This is a genomic window from Streptomyces sp. NPDC039480, from assembly GCF_055597165.1.
Genome location: NZ_JBVITX010000002.1, coordinates 986,020 through 1,007,209, shown reverse-complemented (window position 1 = coordinate 1,007,209; position 21,190 = coordinate 986,020). Strand labels below are relative to the sequence as shown.

General features: G+C 70.9%; 21 protein-coding genes. 8 read left to right on the top strand and 13 right to left on the bottom strand.

Going from position 1 to position 21,190, the window contains the following annotated elements; genetic code table 11:
- Positions 1-47: 47 nt before the first annotated feature.
- A complete protein-coding gene (locus ACZ56E_RS10475) occupies positions 48-791 on the top strand; it encodes a response regulator transcription factor (RefSeq protein WP_468089647.1) in 744 nt (247 codons plus the stop codon).
- Complete coding sequence (locus ACZ56E_RS10470; RefSeq protein ID WP_471213008.1) at positions 788-2,188, top strand: sensor histidine kinase; 1,401 nt, start codon at positions 788-790, stop codon at positions 2,186-2,188. The genes ACZ56E_RS10475 and ACZ56E_RS10470 overlap by 4 nt, the downstream gene beginning before the upstream one ends.
- A gap of 12 nt (positions 2,189-2,200) precedes the next feature.
- Here the strand turns inward: ACZ56E_RS10470 and ACZ56E_RS10465 are convergent, their stop codons facing one another.
- From ACZ56E_RS10465 to ACZ56E_RS10450, 4 genes are all read right to left on the bottom strand, one after another.
- Positions 2,201-3,292 carry an alpha/beta fold hydrolase gene (locus ACZ56E_RS10465; RefSeq protein ID WP_468608779.1) on the bottom strand — a complete coding sequence of 364 codons (1,092 nt, stop codon included), beginning with the start codon at positions 3,290-3,292 and terminating at the stop codon, positions 2,201-2,203.
- 415 nt (positions 3,293-3,707) lie between these two features.
- Positions 3,708-5,408, bottom strand: a complete 1,701-nt coding sequence (locus tag ACZ56E_RS10460) for an acyl-CoA mutase large subunit family protein (RefSeq protein WP_468608781.1) — start codon at positions 5,406-5,408, stop codon at positions 3,708-3,710.
- A gap of 74 nt (positions 5,409-5,482) precedes the next feature.
- Positions 5,483-5,815, bottom strand: coding sequence for a DUF3817 domain-containing protein (locus ACZ56E_RS10455; RefSeq protein ID WP_362990342.1), 333 nt, complete (start codon positions 5,813-5,815; stop codon positions 5,483-5,485).
- Positions 5,816-5,904: 89 nt separating this feature from the next.
- Positions 5,905-6,414, bottom strand: a complete 510-nt coding sequence (locus ACZ56E_RS10450; protein ID WP_362990340.1) for a MarR family winged helix-turn-helix transcriptional regulator — start codon at positions 6,412-6,414, stop codon at positions 5,905-5,907.
- A gap of 201 nt (positions 6,415-6,615) precedes the next feature.
- Between ACZ56E_RS10450 and ACZ56E_RS10445 the strand changes: the two genes are divergently transcribed.
- A complete protein-coding gene (locus ACZ56E_RS10445; RefSeq protein WP_471213004.1) occupies positions 6,616-7,647 on the top strand; it encodes a glycoside hydrolase family 6 protein in 1,032 nt (343 codons plus the stop codon).
- A 16-nt stretch (positions 7,648-7,663) separates the two neighbouring features.
- Here the strand turns inward: ACZ56E_RS10445 and glxA are convergent, their stop codons facing one another.
- The 7 genes from glxA to ACZ56E_RS10410 all read right to left on the bottom strand — a co-directional run bounded on the left by glxA (position 7,664) and on the right by ACZ56E_RS10410 (position 15,233).
- Positions 7,664-9,631, bottom strand: coding sequence for a radical copper oxidase GlxA (gene glxA, locus ACZ56E_RS10440; protein ID WP_471213002.1), 1,968 nt, complete (start codon positions 9,629-9,631; stop codon positions 7,664-7,666).
- Between the two features lie 3 nt (positions 9,632-9,634).
- A complete protein-coding gene (locus tag ACZ56E_RS10435) occupies positions 9,635-11,485 on the bottom strand; it encodes a glycosyltransferase family 2 protein (protein WP_471213000.1) in 1,851 nt (616 codons plus the stop codon).
- A gap of 920 nt (positions 11,486-12,405) precedes the next feature.
- Positions 12,406-13,059 (bottom strand): TetR/AcrR family transcriptional regulator, encoded by a 654-nt coding sequence (locus tag ACZ56E_RS10430; protein WP_471212997.1) that lies wholly within the window; start codon positions 13,057-13,059, stop codon positions 12,406-12,408.
- Entirely contained in the window at positions 13,056-13,712 is a 657-nt protein-coding gene (locus ACZ56E_RS10425; RefSeq protein WP_471213158.1) for a DUF4166 domain-containing protein, read from the bottom strand. The genes ACZ56E_RS10430 and ACZ56E_RS10425 overlap by 4 nt, the downstream gene beginning before the upstream one ends.
- Positions 13,713-13,741: 29 nt before the next feature.
- Positions 13,742-14,458, bottom strand: coding sequence for a hypothetical protein (locus ACZ56E_RS10420; RefSeq protein ID WP_471212995.1), 717 nt, complete (start codon positions 14,456-14,458; stop codon positions 13,742-13,744).
- 134 nt (positions 14,459-14,592) lie between these two features.
- Positions 14,593-14,886 carry an MTH1187 family thiamine-binding protein gene (locus ACZ56E_RS10415; RefSeq protein ID WP_362990328.1) on the bottom strand — a complete coding sequence of 98 codons (294 nt, stop codon included), beginning with the start codon at positions 14,884-14,886 and terminating at the stop codon, positions 14,593-14,595.
- Positions 14,883-15,233: a DUF3817 domain-containing protein gene (locus tag ACZ56E_RS10410; RefSeq protein WP_362990326.1), complete on the bottom strand. Its 351-nt coding sequence runs from the start codon at positions 15,231-15,233 to the stop codon at positions 14,883-14,885. Before ACZ56E_RS10410 ends, ACZ56E_RS10415 begins: the two co-directional genes overlap by 4 nt.
- A gap of 167 nt (positions 15,234-15,400) precedes the next feature.
- On the opposite strand from ACZ56E_RS10410, the gene ACZ56E_RS10405 reads away from it, so the two are divergent.
- From ACZ56E_RS10405 to ACZ56E_RS10390, 4 genes are all read left to right on the top strand, one after another.
- Complete coding sequence (locus ACZ56E_RS10405; RefSeq protein WP_471212993.1) at positions 15,401-16,039, top strand: AIM24 family protein; 639 nt, start codon at positions 15,401-15,403, stop codon at positions 16,037-16,039.
- Position 16,040: 1 nt separating this feature from the next.
- Positions 16,041-16,691 (top strand): AIM24 family protein, encoded by a 651-nt coding sequence (locus tag ACZ56E_RS10400; protein WP_468608797.1) that lies wholly within the window; start codon positions 16,041-16,043, stop codon positions 16,689-16,691.
- Positions 16,691-17,494: an AIM24 family protein gene (locus tag ACZ56E_RS10395; protein ID WP_468609295.1), complete on the top strand. Its 804-nt coding sequence runs from the start codon at positions 16,691-16,693 to the stop codon at positions 17,492-17,494. Before ACZ56E_RS10400 ends, ACZ56E_RS10395 begins: the two co-directional genes overlap by 1 nt.
- A 118-nt stretch (positions 17,495-17,612) precedes the next feature.
- Positions 17,613-18,089, top strand: coding sequence for a MarR family winged helix-turn-helix transcriptional regulator (locus ACZ56E_RS10390; protein WP_468608799.1), 477 nt, complete (start codon positions 17,613-17,615; stop codon positions 18,087-18,089).
- A 31-nt stretch (positions 18,090-18,120) separates the two neighbouring features.
- Here ACZ56E_RS10390 and ACZ56E_RS10385 read toward each other — a convergent pair whose 3' ends face one another.
- The gene (locus ACZ56E_RS10385) at positions 18,121-19,608 is read right to left on the bottom strand and encodes a sensor histidine kinase (protein ID WP_471212989.1); all 1,488 of its coding nucleotides are present in this window, start codon (positions 19,606-19,608) and stop codon (positions 18,121-18,123) included.
- Complete coding sequence (locus ACZ56E_RS10380; protein ID WP_471212987.1) at positions 19,605-20,270, bottom strand: response regulator transcription factor; 666 nt, start codon at positions 20,268-20,270, stop codon at positions 19,605-19,607. Before ACZ56E_RS10380 ends, ACZ56E_RS10385 begins: the two co-directional genes overlap by 4 nt.
- A gap of 195 nt (positions 20,271-20,465) precedes the next feature.
- Between ACZ56E_RS10380 and ACZ56E_RS10375 the strand changes: the two genes are divergently transcribed.
- The gene (locus ACZ56E_RS10375; RefSeq protein ID WP_471212985.1) at positions 20,466-21,173 is read left to right on the top strand and encodes a PepSY domain-containing protein; all 708 of its coding nucleotides are present in this window, start codon (positions 20,466-20,468) and stop codon (positions 21,171-21,173) included.
- Positions 21,174-21,190 lie beyond the last annotated feature (17 nt).

Below are 21,190 nucleotides of genomic sequence, written 5' to 3'. Positions count from 1 at the left end.
CGAGGGTCTAAGAGGGTTTTAAGAGCCGTGTTTGGCACCTTTGGTGCATGAGTTTCGCGAGCGTGACCAGCAAGGGCGGCCCGCCGGGCGCGGGCGGGGCGGCACCGCACCGGATCCTCGTCGTCGACGACGACCCCGAGGTCCGGGCCGCCGTCGAGGACGCCCTGACGGTCGAGGGCCACCACGTACGGGGCGCGGCGGACGGGCACCGGGCGCTCACGGCGGTGGCCCGCTGGCAGCCGGACCTGGTGGTCCTCGACGTCCTGATGCCGGTCATGGACGGGCTCGCGGTCTGCCGTCAGCTGCGCGCCGCGGGCGACCGCACCCCGGTCCTCGTGCTGACCGCGCTGGACTCGGTGAGCGAGCGCGTGGACGGCCTGGACGCGGGCGCCGACGACTATCTGGTGAAGCCGTTCGCCCTGGACGAGCTGGTGGCCCGGGTGCGGGCGCTGCTCAGGCGGGCGACGCCGGAGCGGGCCGCGGACGACGGCGACGACCTCTCGTACGGCGATCTCGTCCTCGATCCCGCGACGCGCACCGGCAGCCGCGGCGGGCGCCGGGTCGAGTTCAGCCGTACGGAGGCCGTCCTCCTTGAGCTGCTGCTGCGCAACGCGGGCCAGGTCCTGCCGCGGGACCTGATCCAGCAGGCAGTCTGGGGCCGGGACTTCGGCCCGGATTCCAACTCCCTGGCGGTGTACGTCGGTTATCTGCGCCGCAAGCTGGAGTCGGGCGGTGAGCCCCGCCTGGTGCACACCGTGCACGGCGTCGGCTACCGGCTGGGCTCCCCGTGAGCGCGCGGCGCAGGCTCGGCGCGCGCTGGCGGCGGCGCAGGCCGCTGCGGACCCGGCTCGCGGTGATGGCGGCGGCCGCCGTCGCGCTGGTGGCGGTCGGGGTGTGCACCGCCGCGTTCTTCGTGATCCGCTACAAGCTGTACCAGCAGCTCGACCAGAACCTCGCCCAGTCGGCCGGGCTCATCGCGCAGCAGCACCACGCGGAGGGGCCCGGCGTCATCACGGGCGAATGCCGGTTCCTCGGCGCGCCCGCCTGCTCCCAGATCGTCCCGGCCGACGCGGCGGACGATCCGTCGAAGCCGTATCTGCTGCCGGTGAACGGGCCGACCCGGGAGGTCGCCGCGGGCCGCCGCGCCCCTTACTACTCGAACTTCACGCTGCCGGGCGGCAAGCCGGGGCGCCTGTTCACCACCACCTTCGGCGCCGAGGGCGAGGCGGTGCAGGTCGCGCTGCGCGCGGACATCGCGGAGCGCGGCGTGCGGCAGGCCGCTGGGCTGCTCGCCGCGGTGGGCGGCGCGGGCGTGCTGTTCTCGGCGGCCGGCGGCTACTGGGTCTCGCGCACCGGTCTGGCGCCGATCACGCGGCTCACCGCCACGGCCGAGCGCATCGCGGCCACCCGTGACGCCCGCCACCGCATCGAGCTGCCGCCGGGGCCGCCCGGCCGCGAGGGGCACGAGGACGAGGTGACCCGCCTCGCCACCACGTTCAACACGATGCTCGCCGAGCTGGAGGAGTCCGTGGCGGCGCGCCGCCGACTGGTCGCCGACGCCTCGCACGAGCTGCGCACCCCGCTGACGGCGCTGCGCACGAACGCCGAACTCCTCGCCAGGGCGGACCGGTTGACGGACGCGCAGCGCGACCGGGCGTCCGGTGCGCTCGGCCGGCAGCTGCGCGAGGTCACCGGTCTTGTCAACGACCTGATCGAGCTGGCCAGGGACGCGGAGCCGCAGCCGCTGCTCGAAGAGGTGCGGCTCGCGCCGCTGGCCGCCCACGCGGTGGACGCGGCCCGCGGCCACTGGCCTGCCATCCCCTTCACGCTCCAGGTGGCGCCGGAGGCGGCGGAGCTCAGCGTGCCCGGCGTACCGGCACGGCTGTCCCGGCTGCTCACGAACCTCGTCGACAACGCGGCCAAGTTCAGCCCGCCCGGCGCGCCCGTCGAGGTCGCGCTGACCACCACGGAGCTGACCGTGCGCGACCACGGGCCTGGCATCGCGGAGGAGGACCTGCCGTACGTCTTCGACCGCTTCTACCGCGCGGAGAAGGCCCGCGCGCTGCCCGGCTCGGGGCTGGGCCTCGCGATGGCCCGGCAGATCGCGCACGCGCACGGGGCGGAGCTCACGGCGGAGCGGGCGCCGGGCGGCGGCGCGCTGTTCCGCCTGACCCTGCCCGCGCCCTGAGGGCCCGCCCCGTTACTTCTTGTTCCAGGCGCAGCTGCCCAGCGTGGCCTTGCCCTTGCCGACGAGCCGGTCGGCGTCGCCCGTCATCAGTACGCGGGTGTGGTCGCCCTTGCACACCACGGTGCGGTCCCCGTGCCCGGCCAGGTCGACGAGGATCTGGTCCCAGTGCCGGTACTGCACGTCGTGCCCGGAGTCCGCGTACGAGCGCACCTTCGCCTTGCCCGGCAGCGCGTCCTGCCAGGTCTTCAGCGTCGCGGGCGGCACGGTGGTGTCCTTCTTGCCGCCGTAGAGGTACACGGGGGCGTCCAGCTTCGACAGGTCGGGGCCGGGGCGCTCGCAGTACAGCTTCTGCTCGTGCACCTGGGGCGCCGGGTCGGCCTGCTGGCCGCGCTGGTTGTAGGTGCGCGCGCCTTCCTCGTACGCCGTGTCGGCGAAGCCCGGGATCGACTTCACGGGGCTGTCGTCGGGGAACGCCCACCACTTGCGCGGGTCCTTGATCTGGTCCTTCACGGCGGCGGCGAGCCGGTCGTCGGAGAGGGAGCAGTAGGCGGGCTTCGTGCCGAACGGCGGCAGGGCGGCCGCGAGGTGCAGCTGCGAGATCCGCTCGGGGGCCCGCTCGGCGAGCTCCGCGGCGTAGGGGCCGCCGCCGGATATCGCGACGACGGACACGTCGTCCACGCCGAGCCGGTCGAGGACTTCGAGGGCGTCCTTCGCGAAGTCGGCGGTACCCAGCTTCTTGTCGAAGGCGGTGTCGCCGAAGCCGTTGCGCTCCACGGAGATGAGGCGCAGGCCCAGGTCCTCGCGGGTCGTGCGGAAGAAGTCGGTCATGTGCGAGGCGCGGGCGCTCGTGCCGGTGCCGCCGATGAAGAGGACGGGCTTGCCGTCCTTGTCGCCCGTGTCCGAGTAATGGGCCGTCCGCCCGTCGGAGAGCTTCGCGGCGCGCACCTCGGGGCCGAGGGAGTCGAAGTCGTCCTGGACCTTGGGCTCGGGCGGCGGGCTCGCACTCACCTCGCCGGAGCCGCCGACCAGCAGCGCACCGAGGACGGTGGCGGTGGCGGCTCCGATGGCGATGGCGGCGGTGCGGGCGTGGCCGGTCGAGGTCACGGGGTCTCCTGGGGCGGGGGGCGGTTGACCGGCCCGGCGCCTGCCCTGGCCCCTGGGCCTTAAACCTACAAATTCGCACCGCCCGGGTGGGCGGGGGCATTTCGTCCGGTTCGTCCCCCTCTGCGGGTGGGTGGGGGTTGCTCGCGCAGTTCCCCGCGCCCCTGAAAAGACCCCGGCGCTTGCCTGTTAGGCCCCCGCCCTGCGGGCCGGCTGTGGGGCGGCCGCCGGTTCGCGTGTATCTGCGGGCCGGTGGGGGTTGCTCGCGCAGTTCCCCGCGCCCCTGAAAAGACCCCGGCGCGCCCCCGACCGCCCCCGTCAGGGTGGGGGTGGCGTGCAAGGGGCGGGGCGGAGGTGCAGGTAGGGGCGCGGGGAACTGCGCGGCCGGCCCCCACTCACCCGCAGGTGAAGGGGGACCTCAGAACCCCGGAGGCTCCACGTAGACCCCCCACTCGTCGCGAAGCACCCCGCAGATCTCTCCGAGGGTCGCCTCGGCCCGCACCGCCTCCAGCATGGGGGCGATCATGTTGGACCCGTCCCGCGCAGCGGCGAGCATCGCATCGAGCGAAGCCCGCACCCGCGCATCGTCACGCCGCCCCTTGCGCCCCGCAAGATCCCGCACCTGCTCGCGCTCGACCTCATGGCTGACGCGCAGGATCTCCAGGTCACCGGTGACGGAGCCTTCGAGGCAGTTGACGCCGACGACCCGCTTGTCGCCCTTCTCCAGGGACCGCTGGTACTGGAACGCGGACTCGGCGATCTCGCCGGTGAACCAGCCGTCCTCGATGCCGCGCAGAATGCCGGAGGTGATCGGCCCGATGGGGTGCTGCCCGTCGGGACGGGCCCGCCGCCCGCGCTCCTTGATCTGCTCGAAGATCTTCTCCGCGTCGGCCTCGATGCGGTCGGTGAGCTGCTCGATGTACCAGGAGCCGCCCAGCGGGTCGGCGACGTTCGCGACGCCTGTCTCCTCCATCAGCACCTGCTGCGTGCGCAGCGCGATCTCCGCGGCCTGCTCGCTCGGCAGCGCGAGGGTCTCGTCGAGGGCGTTGGTGTGCAGGGAGTTCGTGCCGCCGAGCACCGCGGCGAGTGCCTCCACCGCCGTACGGACGACGTTGTTGTACGGCTGCTGGGCCGTGAGCGAGACACCCGCGGTCTGCGTGTGGAAGCGCAGCCACTGCGCCTTCTCGGTCTTCGCCCCGTACTCGTCCCGGAGCCAGCGCGCCCAGATGCGGCGCGCGGCGCGGAACTTGGCGATCTCCTCGAAGAAGTCGACGTGCGCGTCGAAGAAGAAGGAGAGGCCGGGCGCGAAGACGTCCACGTCCAGGCCGCGGCTGAGGCCGAGCTCCACGTACCCGAAGCCGTCCGCGAGGGTGTACGCGAGCTCCTGCGCGGCCGTCGCCCCGGCCTCGCGGATGTGGTAGCCGGAGACCGAGAGCGGCTTGTACGCGGGGATGTCGCGCGCGCAGTGCTCCATCAGGTCGCCGATGAGGCGCAGGTGCGGCTCGGGCTGGAAGAGCCACTCCTTCTGGGCGATGTACTCCTTGAAGATGTCGGTCTGCAGCGTGCCGTTGAGGACGGCCGGGTCGACGCCCTGGCGCTCGGCCGCTACGAGGTACATGCAGAAGACGGGCACGGCGGGCCCGCTGATCGTCATGGACGTCGTGACGTCGCCGAGCGGGATGTCCTTGAAGAGGACCTCCATGTCGGCGGCGGAGTCGATGGCGACGCCGCAGTGGCCGACCTCGCCGAGCGAGCGCGGGTCGTCGGAGTCGCGGCCCATGAGGGTCGGCATGTCGAAGGCGACGGAGAGGCCGCCGCCGCCGTTGGCCAGGATCATCTTGTAGCGCTCGTTCGTCTGCTCGGCGTTGCCGAAGCCTGCGAACTGGCGGATGGTCCAGGTGCGGCCGCGGTACCCGGTGGCGTAGAGCCCGCGGGTGAAGGGGTACTCCCCCGGCCAGCCGATCCGCTCGAACCCGTCGTACGTGTCCCCGGGCCGGGGGCCGTAGACGGGGTCGACGGAGTCCCCGGAGAGCGTGGTGAAGTCCGCGTCGCGCTTGCGGGCCTTGTCGTAACGGGCCTGCCAGCGTCGGCGGCCTTCCTCGATCGCGTCAGCGTCCATACCATCGAATTTACTAGGACGTCCTAGTAAAAGTCGATGGGCAACCGCCACGGACCTGTCCGTGGCGGTGGGGGTTACGCCTTCGCGGTGACCGGGGAGCCGTCGGCGATCAGCGGCTCGACGTCCCGGGCGACCTTGCGCTCGACGAAGAAGGCGGCGGTCGGGATCGTGCCCGAGACCAGCACCCAGAGCAGCTTGCCGAACGGCCACTTCGCCTTGGAGCCCAGGTCGAAGGCGAAGATCAGGTAGATGATGTAGAGCACGCCGTGCACCTGCGACACGACGAGCGTCAGACCCTCGCCCTTGTCGAAGCCGTACTTGGCCACCATGCAGGCGCACAGGACGAGGAGCATGACGGCGGTGACGTAGGCCATCACCCGGTAGCGGGTCAGCACGCTGCGTTTCATGGCTACGAGCGTAACGGCCCTTTTCACGCGATCTTCGCCGCCCCCGCCCGTACCGGAACGACCCGATCCCACTTCCTGCCGAGCGGGCCCTACTGCTCCTCGAAATCGCGCGCCGCCACCCGCAGCGGCCGCAGCATCGCGAAGATCTCCCCGCACTCCTCCGCGTCGTACACCCCGAGCCCAAAGTCCATCGCCATCAGCTCGCGGGTGGCCGCCTCGACGACCTCGCGGCCCTTCTCCGTGATGGAGGCGAGCGTGCCGCGGCCGTCGTTGGGGTTCGGGCGCTTGTCGACCAGGCCGGACTTCACCAGGCGGTCCACGGTGTTCGTCACCGAGGTCGGGTGCACCATGAGCCGCTCGCCGATCTTCGACATCGGCAACTCGCCGGCCTGCGAGAAGGTGAGGAGCACCAGCGCCTCGTAGCGCGCGAAGGTCAGTCCGTACGGCTTGACGACCGCGTCGACCTCGGCGAGCAGGATCTGGTGCGCCCGCATGATCGAGGTGATCGCGCCCATGGCCGGGACCGATCCCCAGCGCTGCTTCCAGAGCTCGTCGGCGCGGGCGATGGGATCGAAGGGGAGGCTGAGCGGCTTCGGCACGGCATCGACCTTACCCGCCGGTCATATGGCGGTCAGCCCCGTCTCGCAATTCGGTCGTACGTACCCCTCGACGGCCACCCGCACGGTTCCGGGCCCGCACCCGGCACCGGAAGCGGTGTCGCACAAGAGCTTGAATAGTCCTTTATGTAACGATTGCCGGGCTGACTGACCGTCACTGTCACCACCGCCCAAGGGGGCTGGATGCACCGGCTGCTCCGCACGTTCACGGCACTCGCGGCCCTCGCCGCCCTCGGGCTCCCGGCAGGCTGCTCCTCCTCGGACCCGGGGCCCGAAGGGACCAAGAAGGAGGTGGGCGCACGCAAGCCCGCCACCGCGAGCGCCGGGCCCCCCGCGGGCACCTTCTGGGTCGACCCCGACAGCCCCGCCGCGCGCCAGGTCAGGCAGTGGGAGGAACAGGGCCGCGCCGAGGACGCCGAGACGCTCAGGCGCATCTCCGAGCGGGCCATGGCCGTGTGGCCGGCCGGGGACGACCCGGCACCCGACATCGCGAAGGCCACGCGGGGCGCGGTCGAGGACGACCGCACCGCCGTGCTCGTCGCGTACAACATCCCGCACCGCGACTGCGGCCAGCACTCCGCGGGCGGCGCGGCCAGTGCCGACGCCTACCGGAGCTGGGTCGACACCTTCGCCGACGCGATCGGCGACGCGCCCGCCCTGGTGATCCTCGAGCCCGACGCGATCCCGCACATCGTGGACGGCTGCACCCCGGCCGAGTACCACGCGGACCGCTACCAGCTGCTCTCCGAGGCGATCCAGCGCCTCAAGCGGCAGCCGGAGGTGAAGGTCTACCTCGACGCGGGGAACCCCGGCTGGATCACCGAGCCGTACAAGCTCACCGAGCCGCTCCAGAAGGCGGGCATCGCCCAGGCCGACGGCTTCTCGCTCAACGTCTCCAACTTCCAGAGCGACGAGACGATCAAGTCGTACGGCCGTACGCTCTCGGCGACCGTCGGCGGCAAGCACTTCGTCATGGACACCAGCCGCAACGGCAAGGGCCCCCTGTCCGGCGACCGCGAGGACGCCTGGTGCAACCCGCCGGGGCGCGGCCTCGGCACCCCGCCGACCGACCGCACGGGCGACCCGCTGCTCGACGCCGTCCTGTGGATCAAGCGGCCCGGCGACTCGGACGGCCCCTGCCGCGGCGGCCCGGAGGCCGGCCAGTGGTGGCCGGACTACGCGCTGGGCCTAGCGCGGAACGCCAAGGCGGCCTGAGCCCGGAGCGCCGTGCTCAGCGGTCCGTGCCGACGTGGATCCACTTCGCCTCGGACGACGTGCCGTCCTTGTCGGTCACGAACAGCATGTACCAGCCCGGCGGAACCAGCGCCCGGTCCTCCCGCGGCACGTCCACCGTCACCTTGTCCTTGCCCTTGCTGAGCGCCAGCGCGATCGAACGCTGTTCGACGTCCGTCGTGTGCGTCACCGCGCTCGGGCGCATCAGCCGGGCCGACGCGATGTTCTCGGGGTGTTCGGTGCGGAACGTCGCGCGGCCGTCCGCCGCCAGCTCCTGCGGGCCCTCGCCTAGCACCGGGCGGTTCTTGCCGCCCCGGTGCAGCGCGGGCGGTGTGAAGATCTCCATGCGCTGCTCGAAGTGGCCGAGCTTGGTGTTCTGCTCGTTGTCGTAGAGCGGGTCGGAGCCGAACGTGGCGACCCGGCCGTCGGGCAGCAGCAGCGCCTCCGAGTGGTAGTTGCGGCCCACCCTGGGCGCCGCGGCCTCGCGGAACTCGTTCGCCTTGGGGTCGTAGAACTGCGCCTTGTAGATGTTGCTGCCGCTGCGGCCGCGGTAGTCCTTCGAGCCGTTCGTCGTGAACACCGAGTCGTTCGGCATCAGCACGCTGTTCAGATAGCGGGTGCCCTGCGGCAGCTGGGGGCCGGTTCGGAAGGACGGGTTGTCCTCCTTGAGGTCGATCACCGCCGTGCGCCGCGTCGCCTTGTCCGACTCGCCCACGCCCCCGCCACCCATGATCATCACCTTCTGGTCCTGGGCGGGCGGCAGCAGCACGGACGCCGACGTCTCGGTCTGGTCGAGGTCCTCCAGGCCCGGGACCTTCTCGAACTTGTTCGTCTCCAGGTCCCACAGGCCCGGCTCACGGCCCTTGTCCGCGGGCCCGTACCCGGCGTTGGACGCCGGGTAGAAGAGCTTGCCGCCCTTGGTGAGGAAGAGCGCGGGGTACGTCGGGAAGTACCGCTTGGGACCGTCCGACCACTTCTTCGTCTTCGGGTCGTAGATCTCGTTGTCCCCCGGGTCGACGACACCCACGTCGTCGAGTCCGGAGACCGCGAGCACCTTGCCGTTCTCCAGGCCGACGAGCGTCGGGTACCAGCGGGCCTTGTCCATGGGCTCCACCGGGACGTACCGCTCGGCCCTGGGGTCGAACTCGTACGCCGCCTTGATCCCCTGGAAGTCCTGCTTCTCCATGTCGATCTTCTCGGCGATGCCGTACGTGTTGTCGGCCTCCTCGCCGGTCAGACCCTCGATCTCGTACTGCGCGGACTTCTCGGTGACCGACTGCTCGCCCTCCTGGACCGCCTCGACGAAGACCCGCGCCTCGCTCGCCTTGACCTTCGTCTTCCAGGGCTGCATCACCCCGGACTTGGAGTACGTGATCTCGTAATCCCGCTTCGCCTTCGGCACCTCGACGTCGAACTTGCTGACGTACTCGACGCCGGACGGCGAGCGGAACTTGGTGCCCTTCTTCAGGACCACCGGCTTGTCCGGGTTCTCGTTCTTCACGCGCATGCCGCCGCCGGCCCGCTCCACCTCGCCGTCGAGCAGCTCGTAGCGCGCGGTGCCGCCCGCCACCAGGAGCCGCCCGTCGGGCAGTTGGGCGTGCCCGGAGCAGAAGAAGTCCTCGGGCGTGGGGATCTTCTTGAACGTGTCGTTCTTCGGGTCCCACAGGACGGTGTCGAACGAGCCCGCGTCGAATTTCTTCTGCTCGTTGCCGGAGCCCGCGACGATCAGCACCTTGCCGGTGTGGAGCAGCGCGGCGTGGATGGCGTTGGTGCGGTACTCCTTGGGGATGGCGACCTGCTTCCAGGAGCCGTACTTCTTCTTGTAGCCGGGCTGGGCGATCTTGTACTCGTAGTACTGCTCCTCGGCGAAGGAGAGCGCGGCGGGAGCGTTCAGTCCGACGAGCAGCGCGCCAGCGCCGACTCCGATGGCGGTCTTTCTCGTGCGCTTCGAGGGCCGGTAGGCCATGGGTCAGTTCCCTCCTGTCGTCGTGCCGGTGGCGAACGCCGGCTCCGGCTCGCCCTCCGGGCCGTCCGCCCGCAGGCCCGGCTCGCTCTCGGCGCGCAGGCTCGGCTTCTTCGACTCCCGCTGCTGCCGGGCCGCTCTGCGCTCCTTGGCGAGACCGAAGGCCCAGACGCTGACCGGGGCCAGCGAGATGACCATCGCGAGCACCGACCAGGTGCGCATCGCCACATGCGTGTGGTCGAGCACGAAGGAGGCGGCCAGCGACGTGCCGAGCACCACCGCCCAGAAGAGATGGATACGGAAGGTGAGGAGCCGGTCCGGGCTCGTGCCGTCGCCCTTGGGCGTGACGACGAAGCGGCTGGGACGGCGCAGGACGGCCGCGCCGAGCGACTTGGCGTAGATGGGGGCGGAGAGCGCCGACATCGCCATGCCCGCGATGCCTCCGGAGCCCTCCGGCTCGTGCGGGGACACGTTGTGCCTGCGGTTCCAGAGGTAGAGGCCGATCTGGAGGGCGGCCGCGTCGCTGTAGAGCATCAGCCAGACCGACGCGGCGACCTGGGTGCCGCTGGCCCCGAACCACAGGAAGAGCACACAGCTCAGCACGCCGAGCAGCCAGTTGACGGCCGTCATCGGGTAGTACACGAGCATCAGGGAGTACGAGAAGAGGCGCCCGGGCGGCATCGTGAACGGTGCCTTCCAGTACTGCTTGAACAGCGTCTCGTACGTGCCGCGCGACCAGCGCATCTGCTGCGTGAAGAAGTCCGTCCAGGAGGCCGGCCCCTCGCCGACGGCCAGCACGTCCGGGGTGTAGACCGAGCGCCAGTGCTTCTTGGTGGCCGGGTTGCGGTGGCGGTGCAGCTCGAAGCCCGTCGCCATGTCCTCGGTGATCGAGTCGTGCAGGCCGCCGATCTGGGTGAGCGCGCTGATGCGGACGACGTTGTTCGTGCCGACGAACATGGGGGCGCGGTAGCGGTTGCCCGCGCGCTGGATCAGCGCGTGGAAGAGGAACTGCTGGGACTCCGCGGCCTTGGTGACGGGCGTCTCGTAGTTGCCGTAGACCTGCGGTCCCACGACGAAGGCGACGTCCGGGTCGCGGAAGTAGCCCATCATCCGCTCCAGGAAGTTCGGGAGCGGGACGTGGTCCGTGTCGACGGAGGCGAAGAAGTCGTACTCGGCCTGGTGCATCGCCAGCCAGGCGTTGTAGTTGCCGTGCTTGGTGCGGGCCTTGTGGGGCCCCTTCTCGCGATTCCACTCCGGCACCCCGTGCCGCGAGAAGTGCCGCACCCCGAGCTCTTCGCAGAGAGCCCTGGCCTCCGGAGTGTTCCCTTCGTCCAGAAGCCATACGTCGAGGGGGCCGGGGTGGTGTATCCGGACGGCCCCTTCGAGCGTCGCCCGGACCATCGACAGGGGCTCCTTGCCCGGCACGTACGTGGTGAGGAACGCGACGCGGGTGCCGGCCTCCGGGTACACGGGTATCGGGTCCCTCGCCACCATCGTGGCGTGCGCGATCGAGACGACGTTCACGAGCATGAAGAGCTCGATCAGCCCGATCGCCACGAGCATCGTGATGTCCAGCCCGATCAGCCAGCTGTCGGCACCCTCGCGTTCGGTCCAGTGGGTGGGCCAGACGAGGTAGACGAGGAGGAGGCCGGTGAGGAGGGGGGCGAGGGTCATGAGGAGTACGGCGCGTATTCGGTGCGGTTCACTTGCGAGCAACTTCCGGTACCGAACCCGATACGCCCCACCCCCTACCTCTCCCTCTCCTCCCTCTCCTCCCCCTTCGCCGCCGTCCGGCTCCGTGAGCGGTCCGGCGAGCGTGCTGTGGGTCTCGTAGTCGTAGCCCTCCGGCTGCCGCACAGCGCCCTCCAGGTTCTGGTAATCCAAACGAGCCGATACCCACACAAAAGTGGACTTTCCCCGGCGTGTCGAACGGGGTTCCCCCGTGCGAGCGGTTTTGGGGCGGGGGGTTGCGGTGGGGGGTGGAGTGTGTGGGGGTGGGCGGGTTCTGGCGGGGGCGCGTGCTGTTCGCCTGGCGAGGCGGGACGGGTCCTGGCGGGGGCGCCTCGGCCGGGGCCTGTGCGCTGTTCGCCTGCGGGGGCGGGGCGGATTCTGGCGAGGGTGCCTCGGGCGGGGCTGGCGTGCTGTTCGCCTGCGGGGGCGGGACGGATTCTGGCGGGGCGGGGTGCCTGGTGCGGGTCGCGCCTTCTGCCGCCCGTGGGGCGGGGCCGCGGGGGTATGTGCGTACTCGCCATCCCTGCGCCCCGCTGCCCGAACAAAGACGCCAGAGCCGGCTCGGTGCTCCGTTCGCACATACCCCCACGTCCCCTCGGGCGCGCTCGCGCCTGCGGCCCGGCGGGGGTCGTACCTTCCCCTGCGGGCCGTCGCGGGGCAATCCGCCCCCTACTCCCGCCGGATTCCGCGGGGAAACACCCCGCCCGCCCCTACTCCCGCAGGACGGCGCAGGGCAACCCCCACCCGCCCCGCAGGGCGTCGCGGGGGCGCCCCCACCCGCCCGCCCCTACTCCCGCAAGGCGTCGCGGGGTGAACGGGTGGGTGGGTGGGGAGCATCCGCCGCGGAGCGGCGGGCTTGGGGCTCCTACCCCGGCGGGACGACACAGGGCGAACCCCCACCCGCCCGCCCCCACCTCACAGGACGTCGCGGGGGAACACCCACCCGCCCCCACCCCCACTGGGCGGTGCAGGGGCGAACCCGCCCACCCATGCCCACACCCCCGCTGGGCGGTGCAGGGGTCGCGCCGGCGCCCCCGGGAGGAGCGTTACGGACGGGTGCGGCGTAGGTGGTGGCGGACTGCCCGCTGGGCGAGTGGGCCCAGCCCCTCGACCGCCGTGACGAGGACAGCGAGCTGCTCGAGGGAGTCGAGCGCCCGCTCCGCGCCGACCGCGTCGACCCCCTCGTACAGCTCCACCCCCACGAACGACGCCCCCACCGCCCGCGCAAGCCCGACGGGATCGACGAACTCCCCCAGCGGGGAGGCAGAGAGGACCCGCGTCAGGACCTGCTCGATCTCCGCGATCCAGAGGGCAAGCCCCGCCCCCGTAGCGGCAGCCAACCGCGGCTGAGTCTGCGCCCCGGCAAGCAACTGCCCCAGGACAGCCACATGCCCCGCCTCACGCTCCTCCTCGTGCATCTCCCGCCCGAAGGCGAGCAGCTCGGAGAGGGAACCGATCCCGGCGAGGCGCTCGCGGTAGCGGGACACCCGCTGCTCCGTCCCGTACCGGCACGCCTCCGCGAGGAGATCGTCGACCGAGCCGAAGTGGTAGAAGACGAGCGCCTGGTTGACGCCGGCCGCCGCCGCGATGCTCCGCGCGGACGTCTTGGCGATGCCCTGCTCCGTGAGGGTCCGCAGCGCGCCGTCGAGGAGCTTGGTCCGGGTCTCCTGGGCCTTGGAGGGGTCTTTCGCGGCACTCACGCCCGCGCCTCCTCGCGGACGGGGCGCAGCCCGGGCCTGATCCCGCACGTCCGGACGTCGGTGTACGTCGCCGCGAAGGACCCCTCGTACCCGAAGAGCGGCCCGAAGTGCCGGTTCGTGACCCGGACCCGGATGCGGAAGCGCCCCGACGCGTCGTCGAAGGACTCCCGCACCTCCGCGTCGCCGCCGATCAGCGACGGAACGCGGCAGTCCACCGGGCCCTCCCGGAACCGGTGTTCGCCGGAGCGGATCAGGAGCGAGCCGTCGGGCTCGGCCCGGAAGTGCAGGTCACTGGCGAGGTGCTGGTGCGTGCCGAGGTAGTCGAGCACGCGGTCGCCCCCGGGGCCGAGGACCATCTGGGCGTCGAAGCGGCGGGGCCCGCCGGGCAGATCGAAGGTGCGCACGAAGGTCACCGTCTCACGGCCGTACGTGTCGGTGTACGGCACGTTCTCGATGACGAAGGGCACGTTCCTGCCCTGGCGCGGGACGAGGATGTTGCGCGTACCGCCCGCCGCGAGGAACGGTTTCACGAAGCCCCTGCCGTGCCAGACACGGTCCATCACGCCCTGCCCCGTGCAGGCCTCGCCGCTCGCGAGGCCGACGGAGAAGCGGCGCCGCAGCTGCGGGTGCAGCCGGTCGAAGTCGGCGCCCATGGCGGTGCGGAAGATCGATGCGGGCTGCTTCACGGGTGCTGCTCCTTGGGTGCGGCGAGCGGGGCGAGTGTGGCGAGGAGCCGTGGGTCACGCGCGCGTGCCGGTGGGGTGCGCAGGCAGCGGCGGGCGGCAGGCGTCGTGGGCAGCGGCGGCAGCATCAGCATCAGGGCCGCTGTCGCCAGGGCCGTCATGGGGGCGAGGACGACCGCGGCGACGACGAGGAGGATGCGGGCGGTGAAGTCCGCGACGGCGTGCAGCAGGGCGCGTTCCGGGGTGATGCCCCGCTCCAGCCAGAGCCTGAGGCGGTCGAAGGACCAGGCCGTCGCCCAGCCCATGAGGGGGCGCAGGACGGCCCGGTCGGCGAGCTTCCCGAAGCGGCCCCAGCGCGGGCGGTAGTCGTACCCGGTGAGGAAGCGGATGTCGCCGTCCGGCGTCGGTACGTAGCGCCAGTAGCCGCTGCCCTCTTCGAGGAGGGAGAGCGGGTGCGGGCAGGCGAAGCGCAGGGCGGAGGTCCTGGTGCCGTCGGGGCGCCGCTTCTCCCCCGCGGAGACTCCGGTGCCGGCGATGGTCAGGAAGGGCAGCACGCGCGTGGCGTACCGGAAGTGCCGCGGCTCGCCCTCCCGGCACGGCAGGTAGTCAATCTCGGTGAAGCGGAGGTCCCAGCGCTGGTGCGAGCCGGGCTCCTGGGTGCGTGCCCAGAGGTCGTCCAGATCGGCGCGTATCCGTGCCTCGATGTACAGGCCCACGGCGAACCCCCACGTCAACGTGTTTTTGAGCGACTGCTCAACACAAAGTACGGCTATTTGAGCAGTCGCTCAAGTCGCCCGCCAAAAAAGAAGCCCCCGCCCAAAGGGCGGGGGCTTCCAGGAGCGCGAGAGGGCTAGGCGGACAGGTGGCGCTCCACCGTTTCCACCTTGGAGGTGAGGCCGTCGGTCACGCCGGGGCGGATGTCCGCCTTCATGACGACGGAGACGCGCGGCGCACGCGCCTCGACCGCGGCGACGGCGCGCTTCACGACGTCCATCACCTCGTCCCACTCGCCCTCGACGGACGTGAACATGGCGTCGGTCCGGTGCGGCAGCCCGGACTCGCGGACCACGCGGACCGCGTCGGCGACGTACTCACCGACGTCCTCGCCGACCCCGAGCGGGGTCACGGAGAAGGCGACGATCATGCGTTGACGACACCTTCCTTGCGGGCGCGCGAGGCGATCACCGCGGCCTCGGCCTCACGCTTCAGCTTGCGCTCGGCCATGAAGCCGCCGCCGGGGATGATCGAGAACGCGAAGTAGAGGATGCCGGTCTTGGCATCCCACTTCGTGCGGTTCCAGGCGTCGAGCCAGAAGAGCACGTAGAGGATGAAGAGCACACCGTGGATCGGGCCGAGCACCGGCGCGACGTTGAACCCCTCCGCGACCGTGTACTTGATGATCGTGCAGACCAACAGCACGATCCAGGAGATGCCCTCGGGCACGGAGACCAGGCGGAGGCGGCGGAGTGCGGAAGCGGTTTTGATGTCCACGGGTCACCTTCGGTGGGACGGACGGCAGGCACGGGCGGGGGCTCGTCGGCGTCGATCTTGTGAACGGACGCACAAGCGACCCCCATTGTGACATCGGGGTGTTCTCCGGGTTCCCTCAGGGCCCTTCACCCTGTTCTGGGCGGGTACGCGGCGGCTACCGTCGATTCGTGGCTACATTTCGGCTCCAAGGGAGCAGAGTGCTCGCCGTCGACATGACGGGCGACGCCGTCAAGGCGAAGAACGGCTCGATGGTCGCGTACGACGGCCAGATGGCCTTCAAGAAGATGTCCGGCGGCGGCGAGGGCATCAGGGGCATGGTGACCCGCCGCGTCACCGGCGAGCAGCTGACGGTGATGGAGGTGAAGGGGCACGGCACCTGCTGGTTCGCCGACCGCGCCACGGAGATCAACCTGGTGCGACTGCAGGGCGAGAAGTTGTACGTCGAGGCGAGCAATCTGCTCTGTACCGAAGCCGGCCTGCGCACCGGCACCAGCTTCACGGGCCTGCGCGGCGCCACCCAGGGCGGCGGACTGTTCACGACGACCGTCGAGGGCACCGGCCAGGCGGCGATCGTCTCCGACGGCCCCGCGGTGGCCCTCCGCGTCTCCCGGCAGTATCCGCTGACGGTCGACCCGGGGGCGTACATCGCGCACCAGGGCGACGTCCAGCAGAGCTTCCAGTCCGGTGTCACCTTCCGCACCTTCATGGGTGAGGGCGGCGGCGAGGCCTTCCAGATCCGCTTCGAGGGCGAGGGCCTCGTCTATGTCCAGCCCAGTGAGCGCACCACGATCGCCGGGGATGTGTGACATGCCCTTCCGTGAGATCAATTCGAAGATGGTCGAGGCCACCGTGCGGCCGGGCGCCAAGATCTTCAGCCAGCGCGGCGCCATGCTGGCCTACAAGGGAGATGTCTCCTTCACCCCGAACCTCCAAGGCGGCCAGGGCGGCCTGGCGTCGATGATCGGTCGCCGGGTCGCGGGCGAGGCGACACCCCTGATGACCGTCGACGGCAGCGGCACGGTCCTCTTCGGGCACGGCGGCCACCACATCCAGGTGATCGCCCTCTCCGGAGACACCCTGTATGTGGAGGCGGACCGCCTGCTCGCCTTCGACGGCACGCTCCAGCAGGGCACCATGTTCATGGGCTCACAGGGCGGCGTCATGGGCATGGTGCGCGGCCAGGTCAGCGGCCAGGGCCTGTTCACCACGACCCTGAAGGGCCACGGCTCGGCCGCCGTCATGGCGCACGGCGGCGTCATCGAGATCCCCATCACCCCGCAGCGCCCCGTCCACGTCGACCCCCAGGCGTATGTCGCGCACCACGGCGACGTGCGCAACAGACTCTCCACCGCGCTCGGCTGGCGGGACATGGTGGGTCGCGGCTCCGGCGAGGCCTTCCAGCTGGAGTTGTCGGGGACCGGCGCGGTCTTCGTCCAGGCATCGGAGGACAAGCTGTGATTCCGAACGTCTCGACCGCCGCGGGAGCCCCCGCCGTGTTCGACCCCCAGACCCTGCCGAGCGACGACAATGTGAACGCGCACACCTTCTGCGTGGAGCTCAAGGGCTCCCAGTGGTTCCTGCAGAAGGGAAAGATGATCGCCTACTACGGCCGGATCGACTTCAACGGCATCGGGCACGGCCGCCTCGACCGTTTGGTCCGGACCAGTTTCCATTCGCCGCTGCACGCGAGCGACTGGGTCGTGGCGGACGGCCAGGGCAAGATGCTCCTCGCCGACCGGGCCTTCGACGTGAATTCGTATGACTTGGAAGAGGGCAACCTGACCATTCGCTCCGGCAACCTCCTCGCTTTTCAGCCAACTCTCGCGCTCAAGCAGTCGATCGTTCCGGGTTTTCTGACGCTGATCGGCACGGGCAAGTTCGTCGCCGCGTCGAACGGCCCGGTGGTCTTCATGGAGCCGCCGATCCGCGTCGATCCGCAGGCGCTCGTGGGCTGGGCGGACTGCCCCTCACCCTGCCATCACTACGACCACGGCTACCTCACCGGCGTGATCGGGGGCGTGCGGGCGCTGACCGGCATCGGCGGCACATCCGGCGAGGAGCACCAGTTCGAGTTCGTGGGGGCCGGCACGGTCCTGCTGCAGTCCACCGAGGCACTGCTGCCCGAGCAGGCCACGGGCGAGGTGCCGCACCAGGGGGGCGTTCCCGGCGGACGGGGCACTCCGGGGCAACCGGGTCACCAGCCGGGGGCACCGCGCCTTCCCGGACAACTGGGGGACCTCCAGCGTCGCTTCGGGCTGTGAGCGGTAGTCTGCGGAGTGTGACGGCGAACGCCTGTGCCCCTCCGAGAGGCAGGTGGTGCGAGGCGCGTCACATCCCACCATTCGTTCACCTTTCAACTTCTTAGGTAGAATCGATTCCATGGAGACCGAGACGGCCCCGCAGTGGCTGACCGACGAGGAACAGTGCGCCTGGCGTACCCACGTGGAGGTCAACAGGATGCTGACTTATCAGCTCGAAAAGGACCTTCAGCCGTTCAACCTGACCATGAACGACTACGACATTCTCGTTTACCTCTCCGAATCGGAAGAGCGGCGGATGCGCATGAGCGATCTTGCCGCCGCCACCCTGCAGTCCAAGAGTCGCCTGTCCCACCAGATCACCCGCATGGAGAACGCGGGCCTGGTGCGCCGGGAGAACTGCGAGTCCGACCGGCGAGGGCTCTACACCGTCCTCACCGAGGAAGGCATGGAGACCATGCAGAAGGTGGCTCCGCACCATGTCGCCTCCGTCCGGCGGCACTTCGTCGATCTCATCTCCGCCGAGTCCCTCGACGAGTTGCGCAAGGCCCTGACCCCGATCGCGGAACACCTGCGCTCCCAGCGCGGAAAGCCCTGACCCGCTCCGCCACGGCCGGCCGCACCGATCCTCACTCCGCCGACGACTGAGGGCAGGGCAGCCGGAGCTCGAACAGCGCACCACCGGACGGCGCCTCACACACCACGAGCGTGCCGCCGTGCCGCACCGCCACGTCCCGCGCGATGGCGAGGCCCAGACCGGCCCCGCCCTCGTCGCGGGTCCGCGCGTCGTCGAGCCGTACGAACCGCTCGAAGATCCGCTCCCGTTCGCTCTCCGGCACGCCGCTCCCGTCATCGGACACCTCGAGGACCGCCCAGGCACCATCGTTCCGGGTGGTGACCGTGACGCGGGAGCGCGCGTGCCGCTGGGCGTTGTTCACGAGGTTGCCGAGCACCCGCGCCAGCTGGCCGCGGGACCCCGCCACCTCTACGCTCTTCAGCTCCGTGTGCACGTCGACGCGGTCCCGGGTGCGCTGCGACAGCTCCTCGCGGACGAACGCGGCCAGGTCGACCCGCCCCTCGGCCGGCTTCTCCCCCGCGTCAAGGCGGGCCAGGAGCAGCAGGTCCGCGGCGAGCTCCTGAAGCCGCACGGTGTCCTCGACGGCGCCGTCGACATCCAGCAACTCAGGGTGGGCGGCGCCCACTTCGAGCTGCGTCCGGAGTGATGCGATGGGGCTGCGCAGCTCGTGCGAGGCGTCCGCCACGAAGCGGCGCTGGCGCTCCACCGAGGTCTGGAGGGCGGTGAGCGTCTCGTTCGTGGTGCGGGCGAGGCGGGCGATCTCGTCGTGCGTGTCCGGCTCGGGCACCCGGCGCGCGAGATCCTCCGACGCGGTGATCGCGGACATCTCCGCGGTGATCGCCGCCACCGGACGCAGGGCGCGCCGCGTCACCAGCCAGGTGACCCCGGCGACGACCGCGAGGAGCAGCGGGAAGCCGATCAGCATGGACGTCAGCGCCGTCGATGTGGCGCTCTGTTCGTCGGCGAGCGAACCGCCCGCGTAGACCTTGAAGTCGCCCCTGGCCTCCGTGCTCACCTCGACGGCGGCGAACCGGAAGTCGGCGCTGTCGCCGTCGACGGTGGCGGACCCGGAGCTGTACTTGACGTCCTCGTCGACCTCTCCGAGCTCGGGCGCCTCACCAGGCTCTGCCGCCTCACCGGCCTCTGCCGCCTCGTCCTTGTCTTCCTTTTCGTCCTCGTCGTCGTTCCTCTGCTCGCCGCCGGAGCGCGCGGTGGCCCCAACCGGCTTGACCGCGCCGGTCCCGGTGCCGCTGATCCGCTCCAGGTCGTCACTGGCGGCGACCAGCCTGCCCCGCTCGTCGAGGACCTGCACCGGACTCTCGTCCTCCTCCGGCAGGTCGAGGTCGTCGAACGCCCGGCCCGCCACCAGCTGTGCGGCGACATCGCGGGCCGCCGAGTCGGCGCGCCCGTCCGCCTGGCCGGTGAGGTTGGCCCGCAGCGCGAACAGCACGGCGGCGCCCGCGGCGACCAGCGCGAGGGCGACGACCAGGCTCGCGCCCAGCGTGGCCCTGGCCCGCACCGACCCGAACAGCCTGCTCATCGCGGGGCCTCCAGGCGGTATCCGGCGCCGCGCACGGTCTTGATGAGGGCCGCGCCCAGCTTGCGCCGCAGCGTGCTCACGTACACCTCGACGATGTTCGGATCGCCTTCGTACGCGAAGTCCCAGACGTGCTCCAGGATGTCGCCCTTGGAGACCACCTCGCCGGCCCGCAGCACCAGCTGCTCCAGGACCGCGAACTCCTTGGCGGTGAGGGTGATCTCGTCCTCGCCGCGGAAGACGCGGCGGGCGGCCGTGTCGACCTTGAGGTCACCGAGGATGTGGACCGGGGACGGGCCCGCGGCGCCGCGGCGGCGCAGCAGCGCCTTCACGCGGGCGACCAGCACGACGTACGAGAAGGGCTTGGTGAGGTAGTCGTCCGCGCCCGTGTCGAGGCCCTCCGCCTCGTCGTACTCGCCGTCCTTGGCGGTGAGCATCAGGATCGGCACCTCGTTGCCCGCCGCGCGCAGCGTGGAGCAGACGCGGTAGCCGTTCATGCCGGGCAGCATGATGTCGAGGATCACCAGGTCGTACGTGCCCTCGCTCGCCCAGTGCAGCCCGTCCACGCCGTCGTGGACGACGTCGACGGCGTAACCCTCGGCGGTCAGGCCCCTGGCGAGCGACAGGGCGAGCCGCTTCTCGTCCTCCACGATCAACAAACGCATGCGCTCAGGGTGGCAGAGCGAAGCTGAAGAGTTCTTCAGGCGGCTTCAGCGTGCGTTCAGGATCGCTCCGCCAGATTGGTCCTCGTCGCAACAACGGCTCGCAGCAGCAGCTCACAGCAAGGGCTCACAGCAAGGGCTCGCTGCAGCAGCTCGCGACGACAGCTCGTAGCAACAGACCGTCTCGGGAGGGACCTCATGAAGCGCAACATCGTCATCGCCACCGTCGCCGCACTCACGCTCGTCGGAGGTGGCACCGCCACCGCCCTCGCGGTCACCGGCGACGACGAGTCGAGCGCCGCCAACCGGTCGAGCGTCCAGCTGAAGGACCACGACCGCGACGACGACCGCAAGGACGACGACCGCGACGACGCCGCGGAGAACACCGCCGAGGCGAAGGCCGCGAAGGTGACCGCCGCGGAGGCCGTCAAGGCCGCCCTCGCGGACACCAGGGGCACCGCCGTCTCGGCCGAGCTCGACGACGAGGACGGCGGCCTGGTCTGGGACGTCGACATCCTGAACGGCAAGACGTGGCACAGCGTCGAGGTCGACCCGGGCACCGGCAAGGTCCTGGGCTCCTGGACAGAGAAGAGCGACGCGGACGACGCCCGTGAGGACGCCGCCGACGCGGCCCGGCTGAACTCCGCGCTGAAGGGCGCCTCCGTGAGCGCCGCGGACGCCGCCAAGGCCGGTGCCGACAAGGGCACCGTGACCTCCGTGGACCTGGACGACGACGGCCGGGCGACCGCCTGGAGCGTGGAGACCACCGACTCCAAGGGCGCCGAGTCCGAGTACAACGTCGACCTGAAGACCGGCAAGGTCACCGCGGACCACCACGACGACCGTGACGACCAGGGCGACCACGACGACCGTGACGACAGCGACAACGACGGCTCCGACGACTGACGCGCCCCTCACCACCA